This is a genomic window from Mycobacterium sp. E802, assembly GCF_001666875.1.
In the GTDB taxonomy this organism is placed as follows: domain Bacteria; phylum Actinomycetota; class Actinomycetes; order Mycobacteriales; family Mycobacteriaceae; genus Mycobacterium.
On the sequence record NZ_LZJD01000060.1, the window covers coordinates 1 to 14,983 of the forward strand.

A 14,983-nucleotide genomic window follows, 5' to 3' on the forward strand; every position below is an offset into this window, starting at 1 on the left:
GTGCGCACGGATCTACCGCGCGTTTCACCGCGCCGCCTGATCTCCCGCGAAAAGACACAAACCCGTACCTTTTCGGGGAAAAAGGTACGGGTTTGTGTCTGTTCGGCAGAGGGACGTTACTTGGGGGGCATCCGGATGCCGCCGTCGACGCGGACCACCTCGGCGTTCATGTACGAGTTGGTCAGGAGTTCGACGACCATCGAGGCCAGCTCTTCGGGCTTGCCGAGGCGGTGCGGGAACAGCACCGACTCACCGAGCTTGGCCTTGAACGCCTCCGACGCCTCGCCCTCGCCGTAGATCGGGGTGTCGATCAGGCCGGGCGCCACGGTGTTGACGCGAATGCCCACCGCGGACAGGTCACGGGCCACCGGCAGGGTCAGGCCGACGACACCACCCTTGGACGACGAGTAGGCGGCCTGGCCGATCTGGCCGTCGAAGGCCGCCACGCTGGTCATGTTGACGATCGCGCCGCGCTCGCCGGTGTCGGTGAGCTCGTTGCGGCTCATCGCGGTGGCGGCCAGCCGGATGCAGTCGAAGGTGCCGACCAGGTTGATCGCCAGGACCTTCTTGTAGGCATCCAGGTTGTGCGCCGAGGCGAACTCGCCGTCCTTGCCGATGGTCCGCTGGGCCCAGCCGATACCGGCCGAGTTCACCAGGGCGCGCAGCGGGCCGAGCTCGGTCGCCTTGTTGACGGCGGCCTCGATCTGTGCGGTGTCGGTGACGTCGACGCTGACGAAGGCGCCACCGATCTCCTTGGCGAGGGCCTCGCCCTTCTCCGCCTGCAGGTCAGCCACGACGACGCGGGCTCCCTTGGCAGCCAACTGGCGGGCAGTCGCCGCGCCGATACCTGATGCGCCACCGGTGACGATGGCGCTTGCTCCGTTGAGTTCCACGTCCAACACATTAAGCCCCTGCCCGCCCTATCCACCGGTTGGTCAGCGAAGGGCATCGGTAGGCTGGCGCCATGGCTTCCGGGACGCCCACAGTCGACATCCGACGCGGGGCCGATCGCGGCACCAGCACGACCGACTGGCTGCAATCACGGCATTCGTTCTCGTTCGCCGACTACTACGACCCGGCCAACACCCACCACGGCCTATTGCTGGTGAACAACGACGACATCGTGGCGCCGGCTGCTGGGTTTGATACCCACCCGCACCGCGACATGGAGATCGTCACCTGGGTGCTGTCCGGCCAATTGGCGCATAAGGATTCGATGGGCAATTCCGGGGTGATCTATCCCGGCCTGGCCCAACGGATGTCGGCAGGCACCGGCGTGCAGCATTCGGAGAAGAACGGATCCGACACCGAGCCAGTGCATTTCGTGCAGATGTGGGTGCTGCCGGACACCGCCGGCGTGACACCGAGCTATCAGCAGCAGGAGATCGAGCTCACCAACTCGCTGACCCCGATCGCGTCGGGCGTCGTCGACGCGGCCGTCACGCTGCACAACCGCAACGCCACCCTCTACGGCGCCCGCCTGCAGCCCGGCGACTCGGTGACACTGCCGCAGGCCCGCTACGTCCACCTGTTCATCGCCCGTGGCGCGGTCACGCTGGAGGGTTCCGGGCCGCTCAGCGCGGGTGACGCCGCCCGGCTCACCGATGCGGGCGGCCGGGTCACAGCAGACACTGAAACCGAGATCCTGGTTTGGGAGATGAATGCGGGTTTGGGCGGCGCGTAGCGCGATCGCAGTGATCACCGTGGCCGTGCTGGCCGCGTGCTCGGCCGAGCCGACATCCGAACCGGCGCCACCGTCGGCCTCGACCACCGAGCAACCGCCGGCAGGTTTGGCCTCGGTACTCCTGCAGGTGCCCGAGCGGTTCGCCCAGGCCCCGCTCGATGAACCCCGCCGGGCCCAGGTCCCCGCCGGGTGGACGATCGAGGTGATCGCGCGGATACCCAAGGCGCGGATGGCCGCATTCGCCCCGGATGGCACCTTGCTGGTGTCGGTACCGGCCACCGGGCAGGTGCTGACGGTGCTCCCCGAGCAGCGCCCCCTGCTCGAGGGGCTGGAGCAACCGCACGGTCTGGCGTTCGCGGGGACGACGCTGTACGTGGCCGAGAGCAACCGCATCGACGCCTACGACTACGTCGACGGGCGAGCGGTCAATCGCCGCACCGTCGCCGGTGACCTGCCCGACGCCAAGAGCCCCGAGCTGCACGGCGCCTATGCCCACGCCCTCAAGAGCGTGGCGGTGGGATCCGATGGGGCGGTGTACTTTTCGATCGGCTCCACGGGAAACATCTCGGCCGAGGACCGCACCGCCACCCCGCCGCGGGCCACCATCATGCGGGTGCCGCCCGGCGGGGGTCCCGCGACACCGTTCGCCACCGGGGTACGCAACGGCACCGGGTTGGCTTTCGCGCCGGACGGCGCACTGTGGACAGCGGTGAACAACCGGGACAACGTGGCCGACCCGCAGGGCCGGGTACGCCAGGACTATGTGGACGACCACCCACCGGAGTCGGTGGCGAAGTTGACGCCGGGACGCGAATTGGGTTGGCCCTACTGCAATCCCGACGGACCAGCGCCGGCCCGATTCATCCGGGACATGCAGACCAACGCAGACGGCAGCAAGATGGATTGCGCGGCCCTGGCCCCGGTCGAGCAGACCCTGGGCGCCCACTCGGCCCCGCTGGGAATGAGTTTCGCGCAACTACCGCCACCTTACGGACCCGGAGCTCTCGTCGGGGTACACGGCTCCTGGAACCGGCAGTCTCCGCAAGCTCCCGAGGTGTCGTTCTTCGGTTGGGACAACGGCACATTGGGCCCGCAGCAGACGTTGGTGGGCGGGTTCCAGGCCGACGACGGCAGCCGCTGGGGACGCCCCGTCTCGGCGGTGACCGGTCCGGACGGCGCGGTGTACATCACCGACGACTACGCCGGCGCGGTGTATCGGCTGGGCGCGCCAGGCTAGTTGTCGTCCGGGTCACCATGGTTGCGTCCTACAGCTCTGTGTCACAGCTCATTTGACTGCCGCAAAGTCCCAGACTTAACCTGAAACCGCACGCAGCTATGTCGGGACGCACGCGTCCTAGTCATTGGGTCCGGGTGTCGACGGTGTTGGTGGGACGTCGGCACACCGCTTCGGCGTCCCTATGAACAAGGCTGATCGTTGACCACCACCACTACCGCCGGCGCGGTTGCCGGCAAGCCGCTGCGCTTCCTGTCCCGTCACTCCGGACTTTCGTTCTTCCCGATCGCGCTGGTCGCGCGACTTCCGATCGCGATGCTCACCTTGGGGATCAGCGCCTACGTCGCCGCCGTCCGCGACTCGATCGCCGACGGCGGCCTGGCCGGCGGGTGCTATGCGCTGGGCGCGGCGATCGGCGGTCCGTTGGCCGGCAGTTGCGCGGACCGATTCGGTCAACGCCGCGTCGGCTATGTGCTGCTGGTCGCCAATGCTCTGGCGGTCGCATCGGTGATCGCCACCGCTGCCGGGCAACTGCCGCTGCTCCTGGCCGTCACCGCGCTCACCGGGTTGACCGTCATCCCGGTAGGCCCGTTCGCCCGGGTCCGCTGGACCACCGTGATCGACGCTCACGTGCCCGCCGACGAGCGCACCAGAGTCAAAGGCGCAGCCTTCGGTTACGAGACATTGGCCGACGAACTGACATTCGTGTTCGGGCCGGTGATCGTCGGCATATTGTCCTACGCCGCGGCATCCACCCCCTTGGTGGCGTGCATCGCGATCGTGGTTGTTTTCGGTTTCCTGTTCAGCCGTCACCGCAGTGCCCAGATGGTGCCGCGGGTGACCGCACAGTCGGCCTCGGCAGCACCGCTGACCACCTTGCTGCGCAGCGACCGGTTCACCTTGATCGCGACGATGACCGTGATCGGTGCTCTGCTGGGCTGCCAGGTCACCTCGGTGATCGCTTTCGCCCAGGAGCACGGCGCCATCTCCAACGCGGGTCTGATCTATGCGGGTTTCGGCGTCGGTTCGGGTGCTGCGTCGATCGGCGTCGGGCTGATCCAGACGTCGACGAGCTTGTATCGACGATGGCTGGCGGCCGCCGCCCTGGCGGTTGCGGTCAGCGCAGCGATGGTCATGGTCACCGAAACTTGGCTGCTGGCAGCGGTACTCGCGTTGCTGGGGCTAGGTATCGGACCGATCATCGTCACCGTTTACCAACTTGCCGGCGAGCACACCCCGGCCGGCCGGGACAGCCTCTACATGAGCACGCTCTCCAGCGCCCTGATCGGAGGCAACGCCATCGGGGCGGCGCTTGCCGGCGTGATATCCGAGGAGCACGGATCACGGTGGGGATTCGCGATCATCGTCGTCCTGTCCATCGGTCTGGGCGCGCTGGCCGCAGTGTCGAGGTGGGCATCGAAGTGGGCTCCGCGCCGAACCGCTGACACCGCACCGTAGCCGTACTATCGCCGATGTGGCCGACCAACCGCTAGCCGATCTCAAGCTGCTGCGCCGGGTCCGGGACCGCATCGACCGCGAGTACGCGCAACCGCTGAACGTCGAAGCGCTTGCCCGCGGGGTCAACATGTCTGCCGGGCACCTCAGCAGGCAGTTCAAGATCGCCTACGGCGAATCCCCGTATTCATATCTGATGACGCGTCGCATCGAGCGCGCGATGGCGCTGCTGCGCCGCGGTGACATGTCGGTCACCGAGGTGTGTTTCGCCGTCGGCTGTGCGTCGCTCGGCACGTTCAGCACCCGGTTCACCGAACTCGTCGGCATCCCGCCGAGTGCGTATCGGCAGCAGACCGCCGGAGTTACGGAAGGCATGCCGTCGTGCGTCGAGAAGCAGGTCACCAAACCGATCAGGAATCAAGAAGCGCCGGCCACCCGTCTCCACCTAGCGTGAACGACATGAACAGCACAGACATCACAATCCACTCCAGCATGCTTCCCCTCGACGATCCGGAGGAGTCCCTGGCGTTCTATCGCGACATCCTCGGCTTCGAGGTCCGCCTCGACGTCGGCAAGGACAAGATGCGTTGGATCACGGTGGGGCCGCCGAACCAGCCCGACACCTCTGTCGTGCTCTACCCGCCGTTTGCCACGCCCGGGCTCACTGATGACGAGCGCCGCACCATCGCCGAGATGATGGCGAAGGGCACTTTCGGAACACTGCTGCTCGCCACCAAAGATCTCGACAGTACCTTCGAAAAAGTGCAGGCCGGAGACGTCGAAGTGGTCCAGGAACCGACTGAGCAACCATACGGTGTGCGGGACTGCGCACTTCGCGATCCCGCCGGCAACATGGTCCGTATCCAGGAGTCGCGCTAACCGATGCATCCCGCCGACAGTCACGATCTGATCCGCGTCACCGGTGCCCGGGAGAACAACCTCAAAGACGTCGACATCGCGTTGCCGAAGCGCCGGTTGACGGTGTTCACCGGGGTTTCGGGGTCCGGCAAGAGCTCGCTGGTGTTCGACACGATCGCCGCCGAATCGCAGCGGTTGATCAACGAGACCTACAGCGCCTTCGTGCAGGGGTTCATGCCGAATCTGGCCCGGCCCGAGGTCGACGTGCTGGACGGGTTGACCACCGCGATCATCGTGGACCAACAACGCATCGGGTCGGATCCGCGGTCCACGGTCGGCACCGCCACCGATACCGGTGCGATGCTGCGGATCTTGTTCAGCCGGCTGGGCACGCCGCATATCAGCTCCCCCCAAGCGTTTTCGTTCAACGTCGCCTCGATCAGCGGGGCCGGCGCGGTGACGTTGGAGAAGGGTGGACGCACGGTCAAGGAACGACGTGACTTCAACATCGTCGGCGGGATGTGCCCGCGCTGCGAGGGGCGCGGTGCGGTCAACGACATCGACCTGAGCGCGTTGTACGACGACACCAAATCGCTGAACGAGGGTGCGCTGACCATTCCCGGCTTCAGCATGGATGGCTGGTACGGCCGGATCTTCCGGGGCTGCGGGTTCTTTGATCCGGACAAGCCGATCAACACGTTCACCAAGAAGGAGCTCGACGCGCTGCTGCACAAGGAGGCCACCAAGCTCAAGGTCGACGGGGTCAACCTGACCTACCTCGGGCTGATCCCGCAGATCCAGAAGTCGTTTCTGGCCAAGGACGTCGAGGCCATGCAGCCGCACATCCGCGCCTTCGTCGAACGTGCGGTCACGTTCACCACGTGCCCGGAGTGCGACGGCACCCGATTGTCCGAGACCGCGCGCTCGGTGACGATCGAGGGCGTCAACATCGCCGAGTGCTGCGCCATGCAGATCACCGACCTGGCCGCCTGGCTCGGCGACGTCAAGAAAACGTCCGCAGCGAAAACAGTGGCCCCGCTGCTGGCGTCCCTGCAACACACGCTGGACTCGTTCGTCGAGATCGGGCTGGGCTACCTGTCCCTCGACCGGCCGGCCGGCACACTGTCCGGCGGAGAAGCCCAGCGGGTCAAGATGATCCGTCATCTCGGCTCGTCTCTGACCGATGTCACCTATGTGTTCGACGAGCCCACCATCGGCCTGCACCCGCATGACATCGCCCGGATGAACAACTTGCTGCTGGCGTTGCGCGACAAGGGCAACACCGTGCTGGTCGTCGAGCACAAACCGGAGACCATCGCGATCGCCGATCATGTCGTCGACTTGGGCCCGGGCGCCGGCGCGTCCGGGGGCGAGGTGGTGTTCGAAGGCGACGTCGCGGGTCTGCGGGCCAGCGACACGATCACCGGACGCCACCTCGGGTACCGCGCGACGCTCAAGGGTGAGGTGCGGAAGGCCAATGGCGCCTTGGAGATCCGTGGCGCCGACACCCACAACCTGCGTGACGTGGACGTCGACATCCCCCTGGGCGTGCTGACGGTGATCACCGGCGTGGCGGGCTCGGGGAAGAGTTCGTTGATCGACGGCTCGGTGGCCGGACGCGACGGCGTGGTGGTGGTCGATCAAAGCCCTATCCGCGGCTCGCGCCGCAGCAATCCGGCCACGTACACCGGCCTGCTGGACCCGATCCGCAAGGCTTTCGCCAAGGCCAACGGCGTCAAACCCGCACTGTTCAGCTCGAATTCGGAGGGCGCCTGCCCGGCCTGCAACGGCGCCGGGGTGATCTACACCGACCTCGGGGTGATGGCCACCGTGGAGACCACCTGCGAGGAGTGTGAGGGCAGACGGTTCGGCGCCTCGGTGCTGCAGTACACCTTGGGCGGGCGCAACATCGCCGAGGTGTTGGCCATGCCGGTGGGTGAGGCACAACGGTACTTCGCCACGGGTGACGCCAAAGTCCCTGCGGCAGTGAAGATTCTCGACCGTATGACGGATGTGGGGCTGGGCTACCTGACTCTCGGGCAACCACTGACCACGCTGTCGGGCGGGGAGCGTCAGCGCCTCAAGCTGGCTGCCGCCCTCGGAAACACCGGGGCCGACAAGGCCGATACCTACATCCTCGACGAGCCCACGACAGGCCTGCACCTGGCCGATGTCGAACAGCTGCTCGGGCTGCTGGACCGGCTGGTGGACTCGGGCAAATCGGTGATCGTGATCGAGCACCACCAGGCGGTCATGGCCCACGCCGACTGGATCATCGATCTGGGCCCCGGTGCGGGTCACGACGGTGGCCGCGTCGTCTTCGAGGGCACTCCGGCTGATCTGGTGGCCAAGCCCCAGACCCTGACCGGCCGGCACCTCGCCGAATATGTGGGCACCTGAATCGGATTTGTCAGGACACCCGAACTTTCTCGTGTCGATTCCCAAACTTATTGGCCGATAAGCACTTTCGTCGGGAGCGGTTTGCGCTGCGGACACCGGCGTGCGTATGGTGGAGCGCAGCGAAGGGGAGTAGCCCCCAATCGGATATTCGACATACTGGCCGCGCAGCGCGACGTAGCGGCCCGGGTATCCGAACCGATCACCGACCGGTGGGCGAGACCTTCGGCCGTAGACCATTGGGTTGTCGGCCGGAGGCATCTGTTCAGCCCCCAACGGCAGCCAACGACCGAGGAGTTGGTGCGTGCTCGCTGCCTTGCTCTTGAGCTTCGCCGTCATCTTCGTGGCCGAACTGGGTGACAAATCGCAGCTGATGGCGATGACCTTCGCGCTGCGCTACCGCTGGTGGGTCGTCCTCATCGGCATCACCGCGGCCACCACCGCGGTGCACCTCATCTCCGTCGCCGTCGGCCACTTCCTGGGCGCGGCGCTGCCGACGCACCTGCTCGGCATCCTCGCCGGCGTCGCATTCGTGTTCTTCGGGCTGTGGACCTTGCGCGGCGACTCGTTGTCCGACGACGAGGCGACCCGGGCCCAGCGTTCGACCGCGCCGGCGTTCTTCACCGTCACCTCGGCATTCCTGCTCGCCGAGCTCGGCGACAAGACCATGCTGGCGACGATCACGCTGGCCGCCGACAACGACTGGGTGGGTGTGTGGATCGGTTCCACTATCGGCATGGTGGCCGCCGACGCGCTGGCCATCCTGGTCGGGGCCATCGCCGGCAAGCATCTGCCCGAGCGGGCCATCCAACTCGGGGCCGCGGCGCTGTTCGTGGTCTTCGGGGTGTCGATGCTGCTGGAGGGCGCGTTCCCGTCCGCCCCGAGCCTGTTGATCATGGCCGGCGCCGTCGCCGTGACCGCACTATGCGCCGCGCTCCTGCGCGGGCTCCCCGAACGTGTGCGCCCGGCGGTGCTGCGCAAACCTGCCGCGGCCCCGACGGACGCCGACCGCCCGGGAGCGATCACACCTTGATCCCGCCGTGACCAGGCTGTTACGGATGTTGACAGAGTTTCCTGTGTGGTTATTGTGTAATCCGTGCCGTACCTGGCAAAGCTCCTCAAGTGTGCGGTCGCAACAGTCACCGCCACTGCCATCTGCGCGGCGTTGGCCACCACCGGCTCCCCGATCGCGCGCGCCGAGGACGCCAAGGCGCTCCTGCTCGGGGCGATCGCCAACACCAAGGGCGCCTACCTCGTCTACAACTTCGGCGGCCAGTTCGCCGCACCGTTCCTCACTGCCGACGGGCGCGCCTACACCCTGAACAACGGCGGCCACCTGATGGCGATGAAGAACGCCTCCGGCCGGCTCAACCCGCGGTTGCTGGTCGACACCCATCAGGGATATCAGTCCCGCTGCGAGCGGACCCCCGGCGCACGCACCGGTGAAGGGCTCTGGCAGGCGTCGGAAACCTATGCCCCGCTGGCGGCGTGGCAGGTGCTGGGTCAACCGACCATCGCCGTCAACGCCAACTTCTTCGACGTGCGCGGGCAGAAGGGCGGCTCGTGGCGCGACACGAAGTGCTCGTCCCCGCTCGGCGCCTACGTCGACAACACCCGCGGGCAGGGCCGCGCCAACGCCGCGGTCACCGGCACCCTGGCCTACGCCGGCAAGCAGGGCCTGTCCGGCGGCAACGAGCACTGGTCGGCCCTGGCCACCATGATCCTTCCGATGGGCGGGGCCCCGTACGTGGTGATGCCCAAGAGCCGCGACGACTACGACTCCGCCTCGCCGGTGATCCAAAGACTGCTGGATCAAAATGCCCGGTTCGTCGCGGTCGCCGGTATCGGACTGCTCGCGCCCGGCGACACCGGTCAGCTCAACGACAACGGGCCCAGCGCGGCGCGCACCGCCGTCGGCTACAACCGCTCCGCCGATCTGCTCTACGTCTTCCAGGGCGGCAGTTACACGCCCGACAACATGCAGGACCTGTTCCGCGGTCTCGGCGCCGACAATGCGATCCTGCTCGACGGCGGCGGTTCGTCGGCGATCGTGCTGCGCCGCGACACCGGTGGCATGTGGAGCGGCGCCGGATCGCCCCGAGGTAACTGCGACACCCGTCAGGTGCTGTGCGATTCCCGCGAACGGGCGCTGCCCAGCTGGTTGGCCTTCAACTGATCAGTTCGTAAGAACCTCGGCCAGAAGAGGTTTCGGCATCCTCGTGGCCGGCGGGTAGCGGCGCAACCCAGGGTGGCACAACTGCAGGATCTGGTGGGCGGCGTTGTCCATGCGATGGTCGCCGAGGTGTTTCAGGGTGGCACCCGAGGGAAGGTCATCGGCCGACGCGGCCGTCGCACCTGATACCAGGGTCTGTCCGCCATGGGCGATGTCACGCAGACACCGCGCCCCGGTGCGGATGCGGTGAATGCCGATGCACAGATCGAAGGGATCCAACGGTGTCAGTTGCAGTTGCAATGCGCAGGACACCGCATCGGCGGGGCGGTCGAAGGTGGCCACGAAGCTGTCGCAGGCAGCCTGCCGGGCCGACAACGTGCCGTCATGGAGGGCGACGACGTGGACCACCGTCGCCCGCAAATACGGCAGCGCGGCGACCATCTCATCGGACTGCGTTTGCCACAGGTGGGTGGATCCCTCGGTGCGCGCCATCAGCCACGTCGTCTCGATGGGCAGCTGTTCGGTCACGCGCGTGTTGCTCCCGTCTGTTCTCGCCACTTGCATCGCGCCAGACGGCACGCAGAAAGCCAGCTTAACCGCACTTGGGCAGGCACGCCCTTGGCGTGCAACCGGTTGCCACAGCGCACCGTTGCCAGGCCGCCGCCCCACCGATCTTCCGCACGTGGGACGCGCGTAAGCCGCTGTGCCTACTATTTGCTGGCGGGCTTCAGTTCTCCAACCACAGGTCGACGCCCTCGACGGCGAAGATCGACAGCACCGTGCGCCAGGCCTCGTCGCCGAGGGCTTCCTTGATGTTGCGGTACGAGGTCATGACGAACCGGAACCTGCGGTTGTCGGGAGTGCCGAAACCACCGCGCAGGCAGTCGGCCAGCGCATCGAGATTCGAGCCGAAGTAACCGCCCTCGCCGTTGACCGCGCGGCCGATCTCGGTGAAGAAGTCCGCCTTGGAATCCACCTTGGTCCCATCGATCCGATACGTCTTCACATGCCTCCGATCAGGCAGAAGGATTCGTAGTGGTCGCCGGTGTAGTAGTACTCGGGCGGGTTGTCCACCGGCGTGCCGCCGGTGACGATTCGGCGCGTGCCGCGATGAGTGAGACCGGGTGTCGGCACCGTGTACTCGTGGTAGTAGCCGCGTTCGTGCCGGGGCAGCCGGCCCTCGTAGTTGCCGAAGACGACGCCGTCGTTGCGTGGATACGGGAACGGACCGCCGGATTCGATGAGCTGCACGGTGTTCTGCGCTTCGGGCGGAAGGGTGTCGAGCGCGCAGGTGCCGTCCGCGGCCTTCGATGTGACCGGCGCCGGGGCCGACTCAGGCCCGGCGGGAGCACACGCGCCGGAAAGCAGCCCGCACAGCACTGCCAGCACCGCAATGCGTGATCGCCCCATCGGGATGAGGCTAGCAACAGAGGCCGCAAATCCCGGGCCAATCGCCGTTGACGTGCGACCATCGTTACTCGAGTGAACAGAGTGACTACCCCTTCTCGGCCCGACACCCGCCGCGACACGCTCGCGAGTGGCCGTAACCACTTGTCCGGCAAACAGTTTCGGCCCGACATCGAGGGTCTGCGGGCCGTCGCCGTGCTGGCGGTGGTGCTGTTCCATGCCGGGCTGCCGGGATTCGGCGGTGGATTCATCGGCGTCGACGTGTTCTTCGTGGTGTCGGGCTTCCTCATCACCGGGCTGCTGTGGCGCGAAGCGTCGGGCACCGGGACGATCCACCTGGCGCAGTTCTACGCCGGACGCGCGCGGCGGCTGCTGCCGGCCGCCGCGCTGGTTCTGGTGACGACGTCGGTGGGGGCAGCGGTCCTGCTCCCACCGTTGCAGGCCCGGTCGGTGCTTGCCGACGCGATCGCAAGCGCGCTGTATGTCGGCAACTACCGCTTCGCCGCCGAGGGCACCGACTATCTGGCCGCCGAGTCCGCTCCCTCACCGCTGCAGCACTATTGGTCACTCGGTGTGGAGGAGCAGTTCTATCTGTTGTGGCCGGCGCTGATCCTGGCCATCACATGGGCGCTGGCGCGCAGCGGCCGGAGCCCGCGGTCTGCCGTCCCGTACGCCGCCGCGCTGACCGCGGTGGCCGCCGCGTCGCTGACGATGTCACTGGCCTGGACCGAAACCATGCCGCCCTGGGCCTTCTTCTCCCTGCCGACCCGAGCCTGGGAGCTGGCCGCCGGCGGGCTCATCGCGCTCACCGCGGCCCACTGGCGCACGCTGCCACCGGTGTGCGCGGCGCTGGTCGGTTGGGGTGGCCTGGCGTTGATCCTGGCCACCGGCACGCAACTCGGAACCTCCACGCCCTATCCCGGCTCCGCGGCAGTGCTGCCCGTGTTGGGCACCGCGCTGGTGATCGGCGCCGGATGTGCGATCCCCGATCTGGGAGTCGGACGGCTGCTGTCGAAGCCGTGGATGCGCGGTCTGGGCCGGGTCTCCTACTCGTGGTACCTGTGGCACTGGCCTGTCTTGCTGTTGGCACCGGCCCTGTTCGGTCACGATCTGGGGCTGGCCGGCAGGCTCGCACTGGTGCTGATGTCGCTGGGTCTGGCGATCCTGACCCTGCACCTGGTCGAGAACCCGGCACGGTTCGCCGCCACGCTGCGGACCTCGTCATGGCGCAGCCTGACCCTCGGCGCGACCGCCACCGGCGTCGCCGTGTGTGCGGGCCTGGTGTTGTTGGCGGTGCGTCCGGTGCCGACGGGGTCCGGGCCGGCGGCCGTCCCGGTGGCCGCGATCGTCACGCCGTCCGCAGCGGCGCCGACGCTGACGCCGGAGCAGCAGGTGCAGGCGGCCGTCGCCGCGTCGGCTGATGTCCGGGCGGTCCCGTCGAATCTGTCACCCCCGCTGGGCAATATCACCAAGCCCGACGTGTTCGTCAACGGCTGCGTCCTGTCGTGGCAGGCGATCGACATACCGGAATGCGCTTCGGGGGCCGTGGATTCGAGCACCCGGGTGGCGCTGATCGGTGATTCTCACGCCGGGATGTGGCACCCGGCGCTGGAAACCGCAGCGCGGCAATATGGTTGGCGGTTGGACACCTTCGCCAAGGTCACCTGCCCACCGATGAAGCTGCCGATCCTGAGCCCGTATCTGGACCGCGAGTTCACCGAGTGCAAACAGTGGCGGGCCGACGTGCTGGCCCGCATCGCAAAGGAACCTCCGGCGTTGATCGTGTTGGACATGGTGCGCCGCTACGGCGCGGACTTCGGCTTCGTCAGCTACGACCAGGCCTGGCTGGACGGTCTGCGCCAACTCGTTGCGCAGTTGCGCGGCACCGGGGCCCGGGTGTTGGTGCTCGGGCCGGTGCCGGATCCGCACACCACGGTGCCCACGTGCCTGTCGGCACATATCGACGACGCCACGGCGTGCGCTCCGGACCGCTCGGTGGCGGTGAACGATACGGGTGTCGCCGCCGAAATGGCCGCGGTGCGGGCCGGCGGCGGTCAGTACGCCCGCTTGGATCAATACTTCTGCACCGACCGGCGGTGCCCAGTGATCGTCGGCGACACCCTGGTGTTCCGCGACGACAACCACATCACCGCCGAGTATGCGCAATTGATGACGCCGGTACTGGGCCGGTTGGCCGCAAGCGCGTTGGCGCCCAATTGAATCAGAACGCAGCGACCCGATCGGTGAACGCCCCGTGATAGCTCATCGGCAGGTGGAACGGCAGCCACGCCTCAGCGACCGGGCCGGCATCGACCCGGGGCGCGTCGAACACCATGAGCCGGCTGCGGTGTTGGGTTTCGTCGTAACCCACAGTCAGTAGCCAGCCGTCGGTCTCGTCGGTGCTACCCGGGCGGGGCACGAAGATCGGTTCGACGAGTTTGTGGCCTGCCGGGCAATAGGTCTGCACGGTGCCGTCGGCATGGTCAAACCGGCCGATCCCCTCCCCGCTACCCTCCCCGTCACTGGGCACGGTCACGTAGGTCACCGCGTGCGGCTGGGTTGACCGTCGCTGATCGATCTGGGGAAATTCACAACCCATCTGCGCCAGCGGTTCTGCCTCGACCCGGTCGTCAGAGGTGATGCGGAAGCGGGTGAGCCGCACCGTGTCCGGCAATGCCTCAGGGGCGACGTCCCGGTACAGCTGCGACATGTCGCTGCGGCTGTCGGACGCCCAAGCCTGCATCCCGCCGAAGGTTTCGGGCGCAAACCGTGGCAACTCCACCACCACGTCAGCACCGTCCTCATAGGCATTGGCGTAATGCCACATATAGAACGGGTCGGTCTCGATCACCCGGACCTTGCCGCCGTCGCGCGGGGCGAGGATGAAATGCGACGGTTCGCTTTCCTTGAACTGCATGGCGTCCCAATAGGATTGACGCCCCAGCACGGCCCAGGGATTGATCCGCAGCGGGGACAACATGAAGACCGCATACCGCGGCGTCAGCGCCATGTCGTGGATCAGCCCCATCCCGGGCAGGGGCACCGCCCGCAGGTACCGGGTGACACCTCGACTGTCGGTCTCGTAGAGCCGCAGCCGGACCCGCGGGATGGCCTCCCCGGCGAGTTCCCGCAGGCGTCGCAGCTTTTCGGACCGCGTCGGTGCGCCGCGGACATGCCGCAAGTCAAGGCGCGGGTAGTACGGTTCGAAACCGAAGTTGACCCGGGAATCCGTCGTCGCGTCGTACGTGTAGTGCGCCGAGTAGGCCCCGATCGGACCCTTGAGTACGCCGTCGAGGCTGCACATCCCGATGGTGTTGAGCGTGTCGAGGTCCATGCCGTGCGGACGCCCACCCTCCCACAGCGCGAGCAGTTGGTCCGACCCGATCATCACGTTGGTGTTGGCAGTGTTCGCGGGTAACCGAAAAGCGTTGGCCCGCATGCCACCTGGGCGCTGATAAGAGAAGCCTCGTTTGACCATCCGGCCGGCTGCGGTGGTGGTCAGGTAGTGCTCGGTGCGCACAAACCGGTTCTTGAACCGCACACCGCTGCCGTCGATCGCGAAGGCGACCACCATGCCGTCGGCGTCGAACAGGCTGTCCACCCGCGACGTGCCGATGTTCCAACGACCTGATCCGTTGCGGTAGAGGGTGCCGGTCAGCCCCTCCGGCATCGCGCCGGTGATCTCGGTCAGCGTCAGATCGTGTTCACCGGGAACGTCCTCCCAGAAGCGCGAGGGACCGTCGATGTGGGGTGCCGCGGGAGCAGTCATAAAAGA

The 14,983-nt window shown here is 67.1% G+C and carries 14 protein-coding genes; 9 read left to right on the forward strand and 5 right to left on the reverse strand.

Translation table 11 applies throughout. From position 1 onward, the window contains the following. Window positions 1-116: 116 nt before the first annotated feature. Window positions 117-893: an SDR family NAD(P)-dependent oxidoreductase gene (locus A5699_RS08830; protein WP_067768342.1), complete on the reverse strand. Its 777-nt coding sequence runs from the start codon at window positions 891-893 to the stop codon at window positions 117-119. 71 nt (window positions 894-964) lie between these two features. On the opposite strand from A5699_RS08830, the gene A5699_RS08835 reads away from it, so the two are divergent. The 8 genes from A5699_RS08835 (at window position 965) to A5699_RS08870 (ending at window position 9,804) form a co-directional block, all read left to right on the forward strand. Further along, window positions 965-1,684, forward strand: coding sequence for a pirin-like bicupin family protein (locus tag A5699_RS08835; RefSeq protein ID WP_067768288.1), 720 nt, complete (start codon window positions 965-967; stop codon window positions 1,682-1,684). Then, the gene (locus A5699_RS08840; protein WP_067768290.1) at window positions 1,662-2,921 is read left to right on the forward strand and encodes a sorbosone dehydrogenase family protein; all 1,260 of its coding nucleotides are present in this window, start codon (window positions 1,662-1,664) and stop codon (window positions 2,919-2,921) included. The genes A5699_RS08835 and A5699_RS08840 overlap by 23 nt, the downstream gene beginning before the upstream one ends. Before the next feature lie 198 nt (window positions 2,922-3,119). Beyond that, window positions 3,120-4,376, forward strand: coding sequence for an MFS transporter (locus A5699_RS08845; protein WP_067768292.1), 1,257 nt, complete (start codon window positions 3,120-3,122; stop codon window positions 4,374-4,376). A 16-nt stretch (window positions 4,377-4,392) separates the two neighbouring features. Then, on the forward strand, window positions 4,393-4,827 hold the full coding sequence (locus tag A5699_RS08850; RefSeq protein ID WP_067768294.1) for a helix-turn-helix transcriptional regulator: 435 nt from the start codon (window positions 4,393-4,395) through the stop codon (window positions 4,825-4,827). Window positions 4,828-4,832: 5 nt separating this feature from the next. Continuing rightward, window positions 4,833-5,252 (forward strand): VOC family protein, encoded by a 420-nt coding sequence (locus A5699_RS08855; protein WP_067768344.1) that lies wholly within the window; start codon window positions 4,833-4,835, stop codon window positions 5,250-5,252. Window positions 5,253-5,255: 3 nt separating this feature from the next. Further along, a complete protein-coding gene (locus tag A5699_RS08860) occupies window positions 5,256-7,631 on the forward strand; it encodes an excinuclease ABC subunit UvrA (RefSeq protein ID WP_067768296.1) in 2,376 nt (791 codons plus the stop codon). Window positions 7,632-7,932: 301 nt separating this feature from the next. After that, window positions 7,933-8,661, forward strand: coding sequence for a TMEM165/GDT1 family protein (locus tag A5699_RS08865; RefSeq protein WP_067768298.1), 729 nt, complete (start codon window positions 7,933-7,935; stop codon window positions 8,659-8,661). Between the two features lie 63 nt (window positions 8,662-8,724). After that, window positions 8,725-9,804, forward strand: coding sequence for a phosphodiester glycosidase family protein (locus A5699_RS08870; protein ID WP_067768300.1), 1,080 nt, complete (start codon window positions 8,725-8,727; stop codon window positions 9,802-9,804). On the opposite strand, the gene A5699_RS08875 is transcribed toward A5699_RS08870, so the two are convergent. The 3 genes from A5699_RS08875 to A5699_RS08885 all read right to left on the reverse strand — a co-directional run bounded on the left by A5699_RS08875 (window position 9,805) and on the right by A5699_RS08885 (window position 11,211). Next, the gene (locus tag A5699_RS08875) at window positions 9,805-10,329 is read right to left on the reverse strand and encodes an adenylate/guanylate cyclase domain-containing protein (RefSeq protein WP_067768302.1); all 525 of its coding nucleotides are present in this window, start codon (window positions 10,327-10,329) and stop codon (window positions 9,805-9,807) included. A gap of 199 nt (window positions 10,330-10,528) precedes the next feature. Beyond that, the gene (locus tag A5699_RS08880; RefSeq protein WP_067768304.1) at window positions 10,529-10,807 is read right to left on the reverse strand and encodes a barstar family protein; all 279 of its coding nucleotides are present in this window, start codon (window positions 10,805-10,807) and stop codon (window positions 10,529-10,531) included. Further along, window positions 10,804-11,211: a ribonuclease domain-containing protein gene (locus A5699_RS08885; protein WP_157561162.1), complete on the reverse strand. Its 408-nt coding sequence runs from the start codon at window positions 11,209-11,211 to the stop codon at window positions 10,804-10,806. Before A5699_RS08885 ends, A5699_RS08880 begins: the two co-directional genes overlap by 4 nt. Window positions 11,212-11,292: 81 nt before the next feature. On the opposite strand from A5699_RS08885, the gene A5699_RS08890 reads away from it, so the two are divergent. Beyond that, window positions 11,293-13,428: an acyltransferase family protein gene (locus tag A5699_RS08890; protein WP_067768306.1), complete on the forward strand. Its 2,136-nt coding sequence runs from the start codon at window positions 11,293-11,295 to the stop codon at window positions 13,426-13,428. Between the two features lies 1 nt (window position 13,429). Here A5699_RS08890 and A5699_RS08895 read toward each other — a convergent pair whose 3' ends face one another. After that, entirely contained in the window at window positions 13,430-14,977 is a 1,548-nt protein-coding gene (locus tag A5699_RS08895) for a carotenoid oxygenase family protein (protein WP_067768308.1), read from the reverse strand. Window positions 14,978-14,983 lie beyond the last annotated feature (6 nt).

What these genes read in the sequence shown, in the direction of transcription:
- A5699_RS08835 (WP_067768288.1), top strand. Translation starts at nt 965, where the DNA reads ATGGCTTCCGGGACGCCCACAGTCGACATCCGACGCGGGGCCGATCGC.
- A5699_RS08840 (WP_067768290.1), top strand. Translation starts at nt 1,662, where the DNA reads ATGCGGGTTTGGGCGGCGCGTAGCGCGATCGCAGTGATCACCGTGGCC.
- A5699_RS08855 (WP_067768344.1), top strand. Translation starts at nt 4,833, where the DNA reads ATGAACAGCACAGACATCACAATCCACTCCAGCATGCTTCCCCTCGAC.
- A5699_RS08860 (WP_067768296.1), top strand. Translation starts at nt 5,256, where the DNA reads ATGCATCCCGCCGACAGTCACGATCTGATCCGCGTCACCGGTGCCCGG.
- A5699_RS08885 (WP_157561162.1), bottom strand. Translation starts at nt 11,211, where the DNA reads ATGGGGCGATCACGCATTGCGGTGCTGGCAGTGCTGTGCGGGCTGCTT.
- A5699_RS08895 (WP_067768308.1), bottom strand. Translation starts at nt 14,977, where the DNA reads ATGACTGCTCCCGCGGCACCCCACATCGACGGTCCCTCGCGCTTCTGG.